Raw genomic sequence first — 15,788 nt, 5'->3', positions numbered from 1 at the left:
ATACCGGCCTGCGCTGTCGTCGCAGCGTGCATACGTTAGGCGGCGCGGTTTGTATACGAGGCATTCAGCAGAATACGTGCCAATGGCACACAATCCCTCTGAATCAGCGTTCCACAGGGACTACAAAGGCTTTACAAGCAGGACGGGCGCTCAGCAACGGTGCATAAGAATCCTGTACACAATCAGTGTTGCACCCGATGTGCACACAGGTACCCGGCAGCACAACAGACCGCCGTGAGAAAGGTGCCCCAGGCCATGTCCATCACCGCCAAACCGGCAGACCAGCCTTGCAGCGTGGCCCAGTTGCTCAAGTCATAAGTGCCGTAGGCCACCAGGCCGAGCAGCGCCCCCAGGCGTGCGGCGCGTTGCCAGCTGGCGCTCGGCAGCACCACTAACACCACACAACCGGCGGCATACAGGAGATAGAACAGCACCGCCGGCAATAGGCGGGGTTGATCGAGCATCAACGAGCCGAGCAGGGACTTGTAGGTAGGGCCCATCAGGACGCCGAGCCAGAGGCCGTCGAGCAGCAGAAAGGCGAGCAAGGTGCCGAGGTAAGCGAAGAGTGTTTTGCGCATCATTTATGTAGCCTCTGTAGGCGCCGATGGGCGCCGATGGGCGCCTACAGAAGAGCAAGCCGGGCTCAGCTTAGTTCAATGCGATCGGCATGAATCACAATCTGGCCTTGCTTGTAGAGCGCACCAATGGCCTTCTTGAAGTTGCCCTTGCTGACGCCGAACAAGTTGCTGATCAGCGCCGGGTCGCTTTTGTCGCTGACCGGCAAGGTGCCGTTGTTTTCGCGCAACTTGGCAAGGATCTTCGAATTGAGGCTGGACGCTGCTTCCTGGCCAACCGGCTGCAGGCTCAGGCTGATGTTGCCATCGGCACGGATCTCTTTGATAAAGCCTTTTTCCTGCTTGCCGGGGCGCAGGAACTTGAACACTTCGTTCTTGTGGATCAGGCCCCAGTGCTTGTTGTTGATGATCGCCTTGAAACCCATGTCGGTGGCTTCGGCCACCAGCAGGTCGACTTCCTGGCCTACCTGGTAGTTGGCCGGCGTTTTGTCCAGGTAACGATCCAGGCGTGCAGTGGCGGTGATGCGTTTGGTGTGCTTGTCGAGGTAGACATGCACCACGCAGTAATCACCGGCACTCAATTGGCGTTTTTCTTCCGAATACGGGAGCAACAGATCCTTGGGTAAGCCCCAGTCGAGGAATACACCAATGCTGTTGACTTCCACCACTTTCAAACTGGCAAATTCGCCCACTTGAACTTTCGGTTTTTCAGTCGTGGCAATAAGTTTGTCATCGCTGTCCAGATAAATGAAAACGTTAAGCCAGTCTTCATCTTCGCTGGGAATATCTTTGGGGATATACCGATTCGGCAAGAGGATTTCACCATCTTGCGCGCCATCCAGGTACAAACCGAAGTTAGTATGTTTAACCACTTGCAAACTGTTGTAGCGCCCGACTAAAGCCATGTCCAATACCCTCATTACGTCGGCGGCATTCTACCCGAGTTGCGCCTACCACGCGCGTGCGCCTGAAAAATCGCGGGCTGGCACGGGCTTCCAGCGGCGACGCCCCGCTCGTCTGATCAAACGCCTGAGTTTTTCCAGGGATGCGAAGCGCCGTATACCCCGTGGTTTCGAGTTAAAACAGTAAGTTAGGCGATTATTTGATAGATAGACTTCGGCTATTTTCCGCCGCGCCAGTTATTCCCAGGGGATATTTGCCAAGCAATTGTCAAGTATTTCCTGTACGATGCCTGGCCAAGTTAATTTTCTACAGGTTAGTGGCCGCCATGCGCGTAAAAGCATCCAACAGCAAAGCAAAGCCAGCTCCCGCCGTTGAAACCAGCGAATCTATCAACAGCCAGATTGCAGCGTTTCTCAAGTCCGGTGGCGAAATCCAGCAAATTGCCAAGGGCGTAAGCGGCCAGACTTTCGGCCCGTCCAAGCAGATCAGCCTGGGCAAGAAATAACACCTGTCTACCCATCTGGTCCCTAAGCGTCTTGCCTTCAAGGCGCTAGGACTGGAGCCCGAAACACCTTCTCCATATTTGTGCCAATCGACGAACGGGGCTCACCGCCTGGCATTCGCCGGTATGCTTGCACACGTCTAGCACGGGCACTTGCCCGATTTTTCCGTTACGGCTCCTCGCTTTTTATGGAGTGAAGCGTGCTCAAACCCTGCATTGTATTGATCAGCATCCTGGTGGCGAGCCCACTGGCCGAGGCGCAGATTTTCCAGCGCGAACTGGGCGACTTCGATCTCAAATTAGGCACCACCCCCAGCCGCAGCATGGCCCAAGGCCTGGTCAAACCCACCTCGCCAGGCAGTGACTCGTTCCACGGTGGCCTGGACCTGAGCCATGACAGCGGCCTGTATTTCGGCCAGTTCTCCCCCAGCATGGGCTTGTCCTCCAGCAAAAACTTCGAAGTCGATTCCTACATGGGCTTCAAACGCCCCTTCGACCAGACCCTGGGCTACGAAGTCGGATTGATCCACTACAGCCATCCCAAGCTCAGCCCGCTCGACAGCCAGGAGTTGTATGGCGGCCTGAACCTGCTGGGCAACCGCTTCGGCGTGTCCTTGAGCAACGACCCGGACCGGCAGGACAGCACCCTGTTCGCCGACCTCGGCGGCACGCAGCCCTTCGGCATCGGCGTCAGCATGAAGTACACCACGCATCAGTTGGGCAGCCCGGTCTCAGTGGAGGGAGGCTCGATCAGCAGCTTCAACGATTGGTCGGTACAGTTCTCGCGCGAATGGAAAGGCATCGACCTGGACCTGATCTACAGCGGCTCCAGCCTCAGCGGCAGCGACTGCTCGGCATATTCCGGACACAACTCACAATGCGATGGCCTGTTGACCTTGAAGGCTGCGCGGTCGTTTTATTAATCGGCTGAACTGTCGCGCCCGGCGTGGGTTCACATGCATGAACCCCACTGCGCAAGGACCTGCCCATGCTGCGTCGGCTCAAACTTCTGGTGATACTGCTGAGCCTGAGCCTGATACTGGCCGGCTGCAATCGCGTAGGCCTGGCCTACCGCAATCTCGATGTGATCATCCCCTGGACCCTCAGTGACTACCTGGAGATGAACGCCGGGCAGAAGAGCTGGTTCAACGACACACTCAAGCAACACCTGGCCTGGCACTGCACCACGCAATTGCCCGGCTACCTGGATTGGCTCGACCGCCTGCAACAGATGGTCGACGACAACAAGGTCAACGACGCCGCTCTGCAATCGCGTACCCTGGAGGCCAAGCAGGCGATCGCCGAGATTGCCCGGCAAATCACCCCGTCAGCGGTCGAGCTGTTACAAGGCCTGGATGATCAGCAAGTCAAGGACATGCAGGACGCCTTTGCCAAGGACCTGAAAAAACGCCAGGACGAATACCTCAAGCCACCGCTGGAGCGGCAGGTCAAGGAGCGCGCCGAGCGTATGAGCAAACGCCTGGACGCCTGGATCGGCCCGTTGAGCACCGGCCAGCAGAACCGCGTGACAGCCTGGTCCATCGCATTGGGCCCGCAGAACCAAGCCTGGATCGACAACCGCGCGCGCTGGCAGGCGCAATTTATCGAGGCCCTGCAACAACGCCGCAACGCCGACTTCCCGCAGAAGATCGAGCAATTGCTGGTGAACCGCGAAAGCCTTTGGACCCCGCAGTACCGCACCGCCTATACACAAACAGAAGCGGCAGCGCGCAGCCTGATCGTCGACCTGATGGCCGAAAGCAGCGTGCAACAACGTCAGAAGCTCACCCAGAAAATCGACAAGGTGCGCGCCGATTTCCAAGCGCTCAAATGCCTGAAGAGCACGCAGCCCTAGGTCGGCGCCAGCGTCCCGAGCCAAGCCACCAACGCCAGGATCAACAGCACCGCCGCAAACTCCAGGACGATGCTGCGGCGTAAGGCTGTACACGCGGCGGCGTGGTCGCCCTGCGCCAGCGAACGCTGGAGCAACGGCGTCAGATGGGAACGATTGAGCGTCGCCAGCCCCAGCATCAGGCCGAACAATCCCAACTTGAAACACAACAGGATCGCGTAGACGCCACCCGTGATGCCATCCAGGTTCGGCCCGACCACAAACAGATAGTTCGCCACGCCCGTGGCAATCAGCACCGCGACGAATGCCACACCCACGCGCTCGAAGCCCGCCAAGGTGTGTGCCAATACCTGCACCGCCGGCGCGGACCTGCGCATCAGCAATAAACCGAACGCCGCCAATGCCCCGACCCAGCCCGCCGCCGCCAACAGGTGAGCACTGTCACTGAGCAGATGCCACACCCCAAGCGCGCCCTCATGCATCACCCCATGCCCGGTCCACGCCAGCGTCACCAACGCCAGGCCCCCGAACCAAGTGGCCAAACGGGTGCTGAGCACCAACCAGAACAGCGCAACAATCCGTAGCCACCAGCTCCAGCCCAGTTCGGTCTGCCAGAGCATCATCTGCAGGTGTGGCCACAGCGTCGACCAATCCTCGGCACCGCTCATGGCCTGGGTCATCGACAACAGCGACGCCATCGAAAGCAGCACCCCCAGGCTTGCCAACACCCGCAGCAACCACTTCAGATCCAGCGGCCGGCTATCGGCATACAGGCCAAACAGCCCCAGGCCAAACACCAGCATCAAGTCCAGATAAAGAGCAAAGCGCAGAACAACCGGAAGCAGTTCACTCATGGCTGGACGCTGAACACCACGTTGCCGAGGATCGGGTGGGTGTCGGCCGACACGGCACGCCAGTCGACCCTATAGGTACCGGTCGCCAGTGTAGAGGCCGGCGTGATCAGCATCACCTTGGGGTCGGCACTGGCCGCGACACTGGCTTTTACCGGCATCGGCGAATTCGGCATACCGGGCATATCGGTCATGGTCAGCTTGGCGCCGGAAAACTGCGTCAGCAGGTTCTCCGAAAAACGCAGCTCGATCACGGCCGGTGGCGCCCCCTTGGCCCCCTCAACCGGGGTCGACGACAACAGTTTCGGATGGGCCGAGGCCGCCTGGCTGGCGATCAGTCCCGCCCACAGCACAGCGCCCGCCAGGGTGGTTTTCAACATTGACATGCAAGGCTCCAGGCCGCTCGTGGCGGCGAGTTATAGAAAGAGTAAAGCGTCAGAACCACAGGCGTACGCCCACCACCCAGCGCACCTGACGGGTGTCTGCGCCTTCATCCCGTGCGTATTGCGCAGTCTGGCCGTAGCTGCGGCTCCAGGTGACACCCACGTAGGGCGCCCATTCGCGGCGGACTTCATAACGCAGCCTCAAGCCCAGCTCACTCTGCGCAAGGCCAGAACCGATGCCGCGCTGCGGATCGTTACGGCCATAGAAATTGAGTTCGGCGGTGGGCTGCAGGATCAGCCGGTTGGTCAGCAGGAGGTCGTAGTCGCCTTCCAATCGGGCTGCGGTACGCCCCGCCTCGCCGACAAACACCGTGGCTTCAGCTTCAAAGTTGTACAGCGCCATGCCCTGTGTACCAAACGCTGCCCAGGTTTGCCCGTCCCCCGGCTTGAAGTCCTGGCGCACACCGCCCACCAGATCCCACCATGGGCTGATGGCATGCCCCCACAGCACCTGGGCTTCGGCGCTTTCAGTACGACCGGCACTGCGCTCGCCTTCACTGCGCAACCACAGGCGGTCGATGTCGCCACCGACCCAACCCTTGATATCCCAGTTCAGCGCACCCTCGCCGTCGCCGTCTTGCCATTCCAACTGGTTGATCAGCAATAGTGAGTTGATCGCACTGTCGTGAACCTTGTGCCCACCGGGAGCGTTGTACACCGCGGCGCGATCAGCGTCGGTCAAGGTCGGGATCGGCGTGCGGCTCTCGCTGAGCGCGGGTATCGCCGGGCTCATGCCTTGAAACTCATCCGCCAGGGTCAGCGGGCTGAACGCCAACCCGATGAACGCCCATAAAACATGCCGGCTTATGCTCGCTTGCTCATTCATGCACGCGCACCTCGCGGAACATGCCCATTTCCATGTGATACAGCAGGTGGCAGTGATAGGCCCATCGCCCCAGCGCATCAGCGGTTACGCGGTAGCTGCGCCGGGAACCCGGCGGCATGTCGACGGTATGTTTGCGTACCTGGAACTGGCCGTTTTCGTCTTCCAGGTCACTCCACAGGCCATGCAGGTGAATGGGATGGCTCATCATGGTGTCGTTGACCAACACCAATCGGACCCGCTCGCCATAAGTCAATTGCAAAGGCTCGGCATCGGAAAACTTCACCCCATTGAACGACCAGGCGAACTTCTCCATATGCCCGGTGAGGTGCAATTCAAGGGTGCGGCTGGGGTCGCGGCCGTCAGGATCCTCGAAGGTACTGCGCAGGTCAGCGTAAGTCAGAACACGCCGGCCGTTGTTGCGCAGGCCGATGCCGGGGTCATCGAGCTTGGGGACCGGGTTCATGGCTTGCATATCCACCAACGGGTTGTCCTGCTCGCTGGCGGGGTGGGCCTGCATCGGCATCGCACTGTGGTCCATGCCTTCCATACCCGGCATATCCGCCATGGCACCGTGATCCATACCGCCCATGCCCATATCACCCATGGTGATCCAGGGGCGCGGATCCAAGTCGGGGACTGAGGCAATCGCCCCGGGCTGACAAGCCAGGGTGCCGCGGGCGTAGCCGCTGCGGTCCATCGATTGGGCAAACAGCGTATAGGCTGGCGCCGTCGGCTCGACCAGCACGTCGAAAGTCTCCGCCACGGCAATGCGGAACTCGTCGACACTCACCGGCTGCACCGGCTGGCCATCAGCGGCAATCACGGTCATCTTCAGCCCCGGGATGCGCACATCGAAATAGCTCATCGCCGAGCCGTTGATAAAACGCAGCCGAATCGTTTCCCCCGCCTGAAACACGCCAGTCCAATTGCGTCCGGGAGGCTGGCCGTTGAGCAGATAGGTGTAGGTCTGGCCACTGACGTCGGCCAGGTCCGTAGGGTTCATCTTCATCTGTGCCCACATCAAGCGATCGTCGACGGTCGCTGACCAGCCCTGCTTGCCCACATCCCGCACAAAATCGCCCACGGTCGGCTTGTGCCGGTTGTAGTAATCCGACTGTTTCTTGAGGGTTTTCATCAGCGCAACGGGGTCTTCATCGGTCCAGTCCGACAGCATCACCACGTAATCGCGCTGGTAGCTGAACGTCTCGGGCACCTTGGGATCGATCACCAGCGGGCCATACACCCCCCTTTGCTCCTGGAACCCTGAATGACTGTGGTACCAGTACGTGCCGTGCTGCTTGACCGTGAACCGATAGACAAACACGCCACCCGGCTCGATGCCCTGGAAGCTCAGGCCCGGCACACCATCCATGTTCGACGGCAGGAGAATGCCGTGCCAGTGGATCGACGTCGGCTCAGCCAGGCGGTTTTTCACGCGCAGGGTCACGGTGTCGCCCTCGCGCCAGCGCAACAGCGGGCCGGGCAGGCTACCGTTGATCGTCAGCGCGGTGCGGTCGCGGCCTGTGAGGTTGACCGGGGACTGGTCGATAAACAGATCAAATTGCGTGCCCGCGAGCACGCTGGGCTGGCCGGGGCTGGCCAACGCCCAGACCGGGGTGCGCCAGAGCCCGAGGCCGCCCAGCAAGCCGCCGGCGGCCAGGCCTTTGACGAATGTTCGTCGGGTGGTTTTGGAGTGCATGCCAATTCAATTCCATACGTTGAATGGCAGCAGATTAGGCACGCACGGCTGTCAGCCACCTTAGCGGCAGATTACCGATCTGACAGTTTCGCCCGACACCCCACAGCGGCGCGCGCGTTGGGCATCAGGCGATCTGGGCCTTGGACGCAACGGTGGCAAAGGTTGCCGGGTCCAGTGCATCGGGCTGCTCGTCGAGTACCTGGCGCGGGTGGTCATTGCCCGGGATCGAACTGTCGATCAACGCCAGCAACTGCGCACCGAGCGCGGTCAGGATGAAGTTTTCGCCATTGCCGCCCTCCTCCTCCGGACGCGACTCAATAAAACCACGCTTGAACAGCAGTGCTTCGTAATCCGCGGCGGTCTTTTTCAGCGCATCCAGATTGCCGGTAGGCTCACCCGCCGTAGCCTTCTCGGCCGCCTCCTGCTCGGCGTATTTGCGTGGGGCGAAGCTACCTTCGCCGTTCTGTACTTCATGCAGCAGACGTTCGATCAGATCCCAGTTGTAAGTCGTCATCCTGATTCCTCCCGCAGGCCGATGGAAAGTAGCCCGTCAAAAGGTGTGACAGGCCACGTCAGCGGCCGTTCAGCTGAGTAGACAGGCGTCATTTCTATGAACTTTCCACGCCCCCGTCACCTCCACTGAACATCACTGCCAAGGAGGTCCGACCATGAATGCCCTGATAAAACTGGCGATTGCCGCCACGCTGCTGTCCGCCCTGCCCGCCTGGGCCTGCACCCCCGAGGAAGCCACCGCCAAGCGCGAACAACTGGCCCGGGAAGTCACCCAGCTGACACAGCAAAACCCGGCCAAGGCCGAGCAAATCAACGCCGAGCTGAAGAAAATGGACGTGGACACCACCGCGGCCGACTTGCCCGACAAGTGCCAACTGATCGATCAACGCCTCAAGGATCTGGAAGAGGCCGCCGCCAAAAGCAAAAACTGAGGCCATAAAAAAACCGGACAATGTCCGGTTTTTTCATTTCACCCCTGCCTTACTCGGCAGCTGGTGCTTCTGGCTTGCGGCGCTTGAGCGGGGCCATGCCGTCCTTGCTGACGAGCGACAGATTGTCGGTCTTCGGCCGGTTGGCGATCCTGCGTTTGGTCGGCGACTTGGCGCCGGTCTTCTTCTTGTCGCCCTTGGCGTCGGTTTTTTTCTTCTTCACACCGACAGCCTTGCCCGACGCCTTGACCTTCTTCGGACCGGTGTAGGTGCCTTTGACTTCCTTGATGGTACGACGCTCGAACGACTGCTTCAGGTAGCGTTCAATGCTCGACATCAGGTTCCAGTCGCCGTGGCAGATCAGCGAGATCGCCAAACCATCGTTACCGGCACGCCCGGTACGGCCGATACGGTGCACGTATTCGTCGCCGCTGCGGGGCATGTCGAAGTTGATCACCAGGTCCAGGCCGTCGACATCCAGGCCACGGGCGGCAACGTCGGTGGCCACGAGGATTTTCACGCCGCCGGCCTTGAGACGGTCGATGGCCAGTTTGCGGTCCTTCTGGTCTTTCTCGCCGTGCAGCACGAACGCCTTGTATTCCTGAGCCACCAGGCGGCCATAGATACGGTCGGCGGCAGCACGGGTGTTGGTGAACACGATGGCCTTCTGATAGGTCTCGTTGGCCAGCAGCCAGTTGAGGATCTGCTCTTTGTGCACATTGTGGTCGGCGGTGACGATCTGCTGACGCGTGGTCGCGTTCAGGTCGCTGACGTTGTTGACCTGCAGGTGCTCAGGGTTTTTCAACACCTGGGCGACCATGTCGCGCAGGGTCGAGCCTCCGGTGGTGGCGGAAAACAGCATGGTCTGCTGGCGATTGACGCACTCGCCCACCAGGCGCTGCACATCATCGGCAAAGCCCATGTCGAGCATGCGGTCGGCTTCGTCGAGCACCAGCACTTCGACTTCCTTGAGGTCGAGGTTGCCGGCGTTGAGTTGCTCGATCATGCGGCCTGGGGTGCCGATCAGGATGTCCGGCACCTTGCGCAGCATGGCGGCCTGGACCTTGAAGTCTTCGCCGCCGGTAATGATGCCGGACTTGATGAAGGTGAATTGCGAGAAACGCTCCACTTCCTTCAAGGTCTGTTGGGCCAGCTCACGGGTCGGCAGCAGGATCAGGGTCTTGATACTGACGCGAACTTTGGCCGGGCCGATCAGGCGGTTCAGTACCGGCAGGACGAAAGCGGCGGTCTTGCCGCTGCCGGTTTGAGCCGTCACCCGCAGGTCACGCCCTTCGAGCGCGAGCGGGATGGCCGCTGCTTGCACCGGCGTAGGCTCGACAAATTTAAGCTCGGCCACGGCTTTGAGCAGGCGTTCGTGCAGGGCGAATTGGGAAAACACGGGTGCTACCTCGAAGAAATACAAAATATCAGCTGCATAGGGTAACGGTTTCGGGCGCCCAAACCGAGTTTCTTTACGCGAACGGTGCTAATCAGCTGCTTTTTTGTTAGAGCTTTTGTCCATAAAGCCAACATTGTCGCCGTTAAATGCTCTAATCGGCCCCGTCTTGCATTTAGAGGAATCGGTTTTACCCATGGATATCAAACAGCTCTGGCTCAACGTCCAAGGCCTCTGGGGCACCCTCGACGAACATCCGATGCTGCACGCCGGCCTCGGTCTGCTGGTGCTGCTGGTAGCAGCCTTGCTGGTCGGGCGGGTCGCGCGCTACCTCATCCTGCATGCGGTCAAAATGCTCGGGCGCCAGCCGGCACTGCATTGGCTCAACGACTTTCGCCATAACAAAGTCTTCCACCGCCTGGCACAGATGACGCCGTCACTGGTGGTCCAGTTCGGCCTGTACCTGGTGCCGGACCTGAGCAAGACCGCCGCCCTGTTTATCGGCAACGTGGCGCTGGCGTTCACCATCCTGTTCATGACGCTGGCCGTGAGCGCCCTGCTCAACGCCCTGCTGGACATCTACGCCCGTACCGAACATGCGCGCACCCGCTCGATCAAGGGTTATGTGCAATTGGCGAAGATGGTGCTGTTCGTATTTGCCGCGATTATCATCGTCGCCACACTGATCGACCGTTCACCGCTGTTGCTGCTGTCCGGGCTTGGCGCCATGTCGGCGGTGATTCTGTTGGTGTACAAGGACACCCTGCTGTCGTTCGTCGCCAGCGTGCAACTGACCAGCAACGACATGCTGAGGGTCGGCGACTGGATCGAAATGCCTCAAGTAGGCGCCGATGGTGATGTGGTGGATATCACCCTGCACACGGTCAAGGTGCAGAATTTCGACAAGACCATCGTCTCCATCCCAACCTGGCGATTGATGTCCGAGTCGTTCAAGAACTGGCGTGGCATGCAGGCCTCCGGTGGGCGTCGCATCAAGCGCAGCCTGTACATCGACGCCAGCGGTGTGCGCTTCCTGCGTGACGATGAAGAAGTGCGCATGACCCAGGTGCATCTGCTCACCGACTACATCAGCCGCAAGCAGGCCGAACTCAAAGCCTGGAACGAAGCCCAGGGGCACAGTGCGCAGCTGTCGGCCAACCGCCGCCGCATGACCAACCTCGGCACCTTCCGTGCCTACGCCCTGGCGTACCTGAAAAGCCACCCCGACATCCAGCCGAACATGACCTGCATGGTGCGCCAGATGCAAACCACCGCCCAGGGCGTGCCGCTGGAGATCTACTGCTTCACGCGCACAACGGCGTGGGCGGATTACGAGCGCATCCAGGGCGATATCTTCGACTACTTGCTGGCGGTATTGCCGGAGTTCGGCCTGAGCCTGTATCAGCAGCCGAGTGGTAATGATCTGCGTGCCGGGGTTTTACCTGCCGTGCTCGGCGCCAGCCATCTGCCGCCAGCGGAAAAAGCCGCGGTTTAGAACGGTCCAGGCAGCGGACAAGATCGACGCGTTAATTGTCCGCTTGCTCGACAAGCCAATCGATTAGCGCCTTGAGCCTCCTCGGCATCGTTTCGTGAGTAGGATGAACCAGATAGTAGCCATAATTGACGACCTCTCTAAAACCACCGAACGGCAGCACGAGTTCGCCATTCTGTACACGCTGACGAACCAGTTGCTCTCGGCCAATGGCCACGCCCGCATGGTTTATCGCCGCAATCGTACTTAAGTCGGATCGGTCAAACGTCATGAAACGGGTGGGCAGTTCGCAGGTATTGCCCACCGCATCCCGCCACAAGCACCACTCCGCATCGAAGGAAATGTTGTCCCACGCGGCCACATCGTGCAGCACAGTGCATTGTGACAGGCGCTCAGGATGATTAAATAAATCATGCTCCTCGGCATACTTCGGACTACACACCGGAGCAATCCTCTCTGGCATCAAGCGGACGCTTTCCAGACCAGGATGTTCGCCATTTGAGTAACAAAGTACCAAGTCGATCCTACGCGTTCGATAGTCGACAGGTTCATTACCGACCCGAATATCCAGTTGAATACCAGGATAGCGTGAAATGAAATCGGAAAGTCTTGGCACTAACCAACATTGAGCGACTGAAGGTCTCGCGTAGAAGCACAGATCGCCTTCGATCTGAGCATGCGAGCGCTCCTGCACCGCCTCAGACAGCGTATCCATGGCATGCTGCATGACCTTGAAAATTCGCTCACCGTCATCGGTTAACTCCACCTTTCTGGGCAAACGATGAAAAAGTTTGAGTGACAACTCATCCTCGAGTCGCGCTATCCGATGACTAACCGCACTGGCGGTCAGATACAACTCATCTGCTGCGCGAGCGAAGCTGAGGTAGCGGGCGGCGACAAGAAAAGTGTGCAAGTTGGACAGATGAGCACCGTCTAGCTTAGGCGCTTTCGTTAGACCAATTGCCTTCATACCAATTCCTCTTCTAGTCAACCGCTTTCGATGAACTGTGCGTGGTCGCCCCTAGCTGCTTTTTTGCAGAGCGCGCCCCTTGTCCAGGTAGCTAGCGAACTCTTCGGTAGGCACCATGCTTCCGCCTGTTCCCCAAATTAAGTGCGTTGAGTTGACCAACTGAGTCGAAGAAACGCCTATGCGTCGCAGATACTGCTCGTCGTTAAGTACTCGCACGATGCCTGGCGCGCCGGCTAGAGCCGAGGGTTCCAGCTTTACATTTTCGAGCTCATGGGCCAAGAACATCAGACGATAAAGCTCTTCATCCGTGACGGTGTAGTAGCCATCAATAAGTCGCTGCATTGCCTTCCCGACGAAGCCGGATGGACGTCCAACCGCCAGACCGTCGGCTGCAGTAATATTATCGATGCCGAACTCCTGAACGCTTACCTTGTCATGCAGTCCGGTATAGACACCGAGTAACATGCAGGGTGAGTGAGTCGGCTCGGCAAAAATACAATGAACCGCGTCACCAAAAACAAGCTTCAATCCAAACGCAACGCCCCCTGGGCCTCCGCCCACACCGCAAGGTAAGTAAACGAAGAGGGGATGGTCGGTATCCACCCGCACACCCGACAAACCAAATTGTCGAGCAAGGCGCTCAGCTGCAACTGCATATCCTAGGAACAGGTGGGGCGAGTTTTCATCATCGATGAAATAGCAGGCGGGATCGTTTTCGGCTTGGAGCCGTCCGTTTTCTACCGCAACGCTGTAATCGGACTCGTACTCGACCACCGTCACGCCACTAGCCCGAAGCTTGTCTTTCTTCCATTGACGAGCATCCGACGACATGTGGACAGTTGCTTGGAAACCAAGTTTGGCGCTCATGATACCGATGGACAATCCAAGATTGCCGGTAGAACCGACCGCAATTTTGTAGCGGCTGAAGAACTCAAGCGCAGTGTCGCTGGCCAGTACCTCATAGTTATCATTCAGCTTGATCAACCCTGCTTGAAGAGCCAAATCCTCTGCGTGTTTGAGCACCTCATGGATTCCCCCTCGCGCCTTGATCGATCCAGATATAGGCAAATCGCTGTCTTTTTTGAGCCACAGGGTGCCGACGCCAAGAACGCCGGATTCCCTCAAAAGCCTTTGCTGGAAATCTTTCAGTGGCTGGATACCGGACTCAATGATACCGCCCGCCTCTGCTGTTTCCGGAAACACCTTAGCGATATAGGGTGCAAATCGACGGAGACGCTCACTGGCGTCCTTGACGTCATCCTGGCTCAACCCAACATCCACAAGCGCCTCGGAGGCCGGAGCGATAGTTGGATTGAACCAGGTGACCTCCTTTAGCGAAATAAGCTCCCTGATCACAGGATGGCTTTTGTACCAAGCGTCTAACGTTTTACCTTGAATCATTTGAACTACCTTTCGATAAATCGTAGGTGATATTGCGAGGGGCTCATCACACAAACTTGGAAAGTATTAGCGTGAATACCAGTGCCGCAACAGAGGCAAGTACGGTTGCACCAGTAAACTTCTTGATGGCTTCAGACAACGAAATACCTAGGTACTCTTTTACCACCCAGAACGCTGAGTCAGTCACATGCGTCCAGCCTATTGCGCCGGCACCGATGGCGATAACGAGAATCTCGCGACTGTATTCCGGATGCTGTCCCAAGATAGGCAGAATCATTCCTGCGGTGCTAATCATTGCGACCGTGGCGGAGCCAACAGCGAAGTGCATCAAGCCTGCGATCAACCATGCCAAAATGATCGGGTTGATTTGAGATTGCCCCAGCACATCTGCCAGCGCTTTCCCGATCCCGCTGCCGACCAACATGTCATTGAATGCACCACCTGCGCCAATGACTAGAAGAATGCCGGCCAATGGAGGAAAGCAACGATTGGTCAGATTGAGCAAATCTCCCATGCCGAGTCCCCGGCGTAGGCCAAGCGACCAATAGGCGAAGCAAATCGACAGCGCTAGCGCAATCAGAGGGTTGCCGAGGAAGGACACCCATTCAAGCGCCATTGAGCCTTTTGTGAGTAGCGGAGTTGCAAGCGTTTTGCCCACCATCAGCACTAGCGGCAACAGCACCGTCACCATCGCTGTACCGAAGCTTGGCGTCTTGCTGTCGTCTATTACTGCTTCGCTACGGTCGGCTAGAAACCGATCCTGGTATTCAGAGGCCTGCCGAGTGCAAGTCAACTTTACCCAGATAGGCCCGGCAATTACCGCGGTTGGCAAGCCGACGAAAAGACCATAAAGAATTACCTTGCCGATATCGGCATTGAGCATGCCTGTAATGGCAGTGGCCGCTGGGTGCGGGGGAAGAATGCAGTGGACAACCATCAGCGAGGTCGCCAGAGGCACTCCCAGATACAAAACGTTGATCTTGGTCTGACGGGCGACGACATAGATCAGGGGGATCAGTAGGACAAATCCAACCTCAAAGAAAACTGGAATACCTGCGATGAAACCGACGAACATCATTGCCCAGGAGGCATTTTTCTCGCCCAACGCCCTTAAGAGCGTTGTCGCAATGCGCTTAGCGCCACCAGACTCCTCAAGCAGCTTGCCGAGAATACTGCCTAATCCGATGATGCCCGCTAGGAACCCGAGCGTGCTGCCCATTCCCTTCTCAAAAGCCAAGACGATTGCTGTTGGGGTCATTCCTGTTCCGATACCCACTAGTAGACTTGCTGCGATGAGGGACAGGAAAGGATGAATACGGAATTTACCGATCAGGACTACTATCAGTAGGATTGACGCGGCAAGGATAAGTAGAGAGAACGTAGGGGTCATGTCTGGACCTGCTCCATCGCGGTTCACATCCTTGCGAGTTATTGTTAGTTGTTTGTGATGGATTAGATTTCAGACATATCGCTGGTACAAACGATGATTCGTCAGCATATAGATGAGCCCCCTTCACTTATCGTCATGAAACTCGTCGCAGCCCTGATGAACTAAGGTTGCGCACTCGAACTGATGCGCTAAGACGACCTATTTGATATGCGTAGATGACTTCGCAGAGCGTTACACCTCAACGGACTTTGTGCATAAAATTTAGAAAATCCCAGTGCGCTTAACTTTGCGAAAAGCTTCTGCAAAAAAAGCATGATTCGAGTAGTAAGCCGCACTCTCAAAAACAAAAGGGCCTTACCGGCCCTTTCGAACGCAACCAAAATCACGTGGCTAGCCAGGACTCAACAGTTGCGGCACCGTGCTCTGCTTTCCATTCTTTCAGAGTCCTCGGCACCTTCCTTGCCCACGAGCTGGCGTATCTGAAAAGCCACCCGAACATGACCTGCATGGTGTGCCAGATGCAAACCACCGCCCAGGGCGTGCCGCT

17 protein-coding genes are annotated in these 15,788 nt (G+C 58.1%); 5 read left to right on the top strand and 12 right to left on the bottom strand.

Going from position 1 to position 15,788, the window contains the following annotated elements; all coding sequences use genetic code 11:
- Positions 1–182 precede the first annotated feature (182 nt).
- Both MJP36_RS10630 and MJP36_RS10625 read right to left on the bottom strand, forming a co-directional pair.
- Complete coding sequence (locus MJP36_RS10630) at positions 183–581, bottom strand: DUF2177 family protein (RefSeq protein WP_060756115.1); 399 nt, start codon at positions 579–581, stop codon at positions 183–185.
- A gap of 62 nt (positions 582–643) precedes the next feature.
- Positions 644–1,480, bottom strand: a complete 837-nt coding sequence (locus MJP36_RS10625; RefSeq protein WP_060756116.1) for a CvfB family protein — start codon at positions 1,478–1,480, stop codon at positions 644–646.
- Positions 1,481–1,803: 323 nt separating this feature from the next.
- On the opposite strand from MJP36_RS10625, the gene MJP36_RS10620 reads away from it, so the two are divergent.
- From MJP36_RS10620 to MJP36_RS10610, 3 genes are all read left to right on the top strand, one after another.
- Positions 1,804–1,983, top strand: coding sequence for a hypothetical protein (locus MJP36_RS10620; RefSeq protein ID WP_003193095.1), 180 nt, complete (start codon positions 1,804–1,806; stop codon positions 1,981–1,983).
- A 197-nt stretch (positions 1,984–2,180) separates the two neighbouring features.
- Positions 2,181–2,903, top strand: coding sequence for a TorF family putative porin (locus tag MJP36_RS10615; RefSeq protein ID WP_126870729.1), 723 nt, complete (start codon positions 2,181–2,183; stop codon positions 2,901–2,903).
- A gap of 65 nt (positions 2,904–2,968) precedes the next feature.
- Positions 2,969–3,835: a DUF6279 family lipoprotein gene (locus tag MJP36_RS10610; RefSeq protein WP_244385334.1), complete on the top strand. Its 867-nt coding sequence runs from the start codon at positions 2,969–2,971 to the stop codon at positions 3,833–3,835.
- Here MJP36_RS10610 and copD read toward each other — a convergent pair.
- From copD to MJP36_RS10585, 5 genes are all read right to left on the bottom strand, one after another.
- Complete coding sequence (gene copD, locus MJP36_RS10605; RefSeq protein ID WP_244385333.1) at positions 3,832–4,686, bottom strand: copper homeostasis membrane protein CopD; 855 nt, start codon at positions 4,684–4,686, stop codon at positions 3,832–3,834. The two genes, MJP36_RS10610 and copD, sit on opposite strands and share 4 nt — an antisense overlap.
- The gene (gene copC, locus MJP36_RS10600; RefSeq protein WP_244385332.1) at positions 4,683–5,069 is read right to left on the bottom strand and encodes a copper homeostasis periplasmic binding protein CopC; all 387 of its coding nucleotides are present in this window, start codon (positions 5,067–5,069) and stop codon (positions 4,683–4,685) included. The genes copD and copC overlap by 4 nt, the downstream gene beginning before the upstream one ends.
- Positions 5,070–5,118: 49 nt before the next feature.
- Positions 5,119–5,859 (bottom strand): copper resistance protein B, encoded by a 741-nt coding sequence (locus MJP36_RS10595; protein WP_425226342.1) that lies wholly within the window; start codon positions 5,857–5,859, stop codon positions 5,119–5,121.
- 85 nt (positions 5,860–5,944) lie between these two features.
- Positions 5,945–7,651: a copper resistance system multicopper oxidase gene (locus tag MJP36_RS10590; protein WP_244385331.1), complete on the bottom strand. Its 1,707-nt coding sequence runs from the start codon at positions 7,649–7,651 to the stop codon at positions 5,945–5,947.
- 124 nt (positions 7,652–7,775) lie between these two features.
- A complete protein-coding gene (locus MJP36_RS10585) occupies positions 7,776–8,165 on the bottom strand; it encodes a transcriptional regulator (RefSeq protein ID WP_104994471.1) in 390 nt (129 codons plus the stop codon).
- A 154-nt stretch (positions 8,166–8,319) separates the two neighbouring features.
- On the opposite strand from MJP36_RS10585, the gene MJP36_RS10580 reads away from it, so the two are divergent.
- The gene (locus MJP36_RS10580) at positions 8,320–8,595 is read left to right on the top strand and encodes a hypothetical protein (RefSeq protein ID WP_060756123.1); all 276 of its coding nucleotides are present in this window, start codon (positions 8,320–8,322) and stop codon (positions 8,593–8,595) included.
- Between the two features lie 49 nt (positions 8,596–8,644).
- Here the strand turns inward: MJP36_RS10580 and MJP36_RS10575 are convergent, their stop codons facing one another.
- The gene (locus MJP36_RS10575; protein ID WP_104996174.1) at positions 8,645–9,991 is read right to left on the bottom strand and encodes a DEAD/DEAH box helicase; all 1,347 of its coding nucleotides are present in this window, start codon (positions 9,989–9,991) and stop codon (positions 8,645–8,647) included.
- Positions 9,992–10,184: 193 nt separating this feature from the next.
- Here MJP36_RS10575 and MJP36_RS10570 point away from each other — a divergent pair, with 193 nt between their 5' ends.
- A complete protein-coding gene (locus MJP36_RS10570) occupies positions 10,185–11,483 on the top strand; it encodes a mechanosensitive ion channel family protein (protein ID WP_244385330.1) in 1,299 nt (432 codons plus the stop codon).
- 31 nt (positions 11,484–11,514) lie between these two features.
- On the opposite strand, the gene dsdC is transcribed toward MJP36_RS10570, so the two are convergent.
- The 4 genes from dsdC to MJP36_RS28095 all read right to left on the bottom strand — a co-directional run bounded on the left by dsdC (position 11,515) and on the right by MJP36_RS28095 (position 15,695).
- The gene (gene dsdC, locus MJP36_RS10565) at positions 11,515–12,450 is read right to left on the bottom strand and encodes a DNA-binding transcriptional regulator DsdC (RefSeq protein ID WP_244385329.1); all 936 of its coding nucleotides are present in this window, start codon (positions 12,448–12,450) and stop codon (positions 11,515–11,517) included.
- A gap of 51 nt (positions 12,451–12,501) precedes the next feature.
- On the bottom strand, positions 12,502–13,851 hold the full coding sequence (locus tag MJP36_RS10560; RefSeq protein WP_244385328.1) for a D-serine ammonia-lyase: 1,350 nt from the start codon (positions 13,849–13,851) through the stop codon (positions 12,502–12,504).
- Positions 13,852–13,897: 46 nt separating this feature from the next.
- On the bottom strand, positions 13,898–15,241 hold the full coding sequence (locus MJP36_RS10555) for a GntT/GntP/DsdX family permease (protein ID WP_244385327.1): 1,344 nt from the start codon (positions 15,239–15,241) through the stop codon (positions 13,898–13,900).
- Between the two features lie 382 nt (positions 15,242–15,623).
- Complete coding sequence (locus tag MJP36_RS28095; protein ID WP_425226341.1) at positions 15,624–15,695, bottom strand: hypothetical protein; 72 nt, start codon at positions 15,693–15,695, stop codon at positions 15,624–15,626.
- Between the last annotated feature and the right edge of the window lie 93 nt (positions 15,696–15,788).

The organism is Pseudomonas palleroniana, from assembly GCF_022836895.1.
Taxonomy (GTDB): Bacteria; Pseudomonadota; Gammaproteobacteria; order Pseudomonadales; family Pseudomonadaceae; genus Aquipseudomonas; species Aquipseudomonas palleroniana.
Note: the sequence above shows the minus strand (reverse complement) of the source record. Positions and strands in the feature narration are given on the sequence as shown.

What these genes read in the sequence shown, in the direction of transcription:
- MJP36_RS10630 (WP_060756115.1), bottom strand. Translation starts at nt 581, where the DNA reads ATGATGCGCAAAACACTCTTCGCTTACCTCGGCACCTTGCTCGCCTTT.
- MJP36_RS10625 (WP_060756116.1), bottom strand. Translation starts at nt 1,480, where the DNA reads ATGGCTTTAGTCGGGCGCTACAACAGTTTGCAAGTGGTTAAACATACT.
- MJP36_RS10620 (WP_003193095.1), top strand. Translation starts at nt 1,804, where the DNA reads ATGCGCGTAAAAGCATCCAACAGCAAAGCAAAGCCAGCTCCCGCCGTT.
- MJP36_RS10610 (WP_244385334.1), top strand. Translation starts at nt 2,969, where the DNA reads ATGCTGCGTCGGCTCAAACTTCTGGTGATACTGCTGAGCCTGAGCCTG.
- copD (WP_244385333.1), bottom strand. Translation starts at nt 4,686, where the DNA reads ATGAGTGAACTGCTTCCGGTTGTTCTGCGCTTTGCTCTTTATCTGGAC.
- copC (WP_244385332.1), bottom strand. Translation starts at nt 5,069, where the DNA reads ATGTCAATGTTGAAAACCACCCTGGCGGGCGCTGTGCTGTGGGCGGGA.
- MJP36_RS10595 (WP_425226342.1), bottom strand. Translation starts at nt 5,859, where the DNA reads ATGAGCCCGGCGATACCCGCGCTCAGCGAGAGCCGCACGCCGATCCCG.
- MJP36_RS10590 (WP_244385331.1), bottom strand. Translation starts at nt 7,651, where the DNA reads ATGCACTCCAAAACCACCCGACGAACATTCGTCAAAGGCCTGGCCGCC.
- MJP36_RS10585 (WP_104994471.1), bottom strand. Translation starts at nt 8,165, where the DNA reads ATGACGACTTACAACTGGGATCTGATCGAACGTCTGCTGCATGAAGTA.
- MJP36_RS10580 (WP_060756123.1), top strand. Translation starts at nt 8,320, where the DNA reads ATGAATGCCCTGATAAAACTGGCGATTGCCGCCACGCTGCTGTCCGCC.
- MJP36_RS10570 (WP_244385330.1), top strand. Translation starts at nt 10,185, where the DNA reads ATGGATATCAAACAGCTCTGGCTCAACGTCCAAGGCCTCTGGGGCACC.
- dsdC (WP_244385329.1), bottom strand. Translation starts at nt 12,450, where the DNA reads ATGAAGGCAATTGGTCTAACGAAAGCGCCTAAGCTAGACGGTGCTCAT.
- MJP36_RS10560 (WP_244385328.1), bottom strand. Translation starts at nt 13,851, where the DNA reads ATGATTCAAGGTAAAACGTTAGACGCTTGGTACAAAAGCCATCCTGTG.
- MJP36_RS10555 (WP_244385327.1), bottom strand. Translation starts at nt 15,241, where the DNA reads ATGACCCCTACGTTCTCTCTACTTATCCTTGCCGCGTCAATCCTACTG.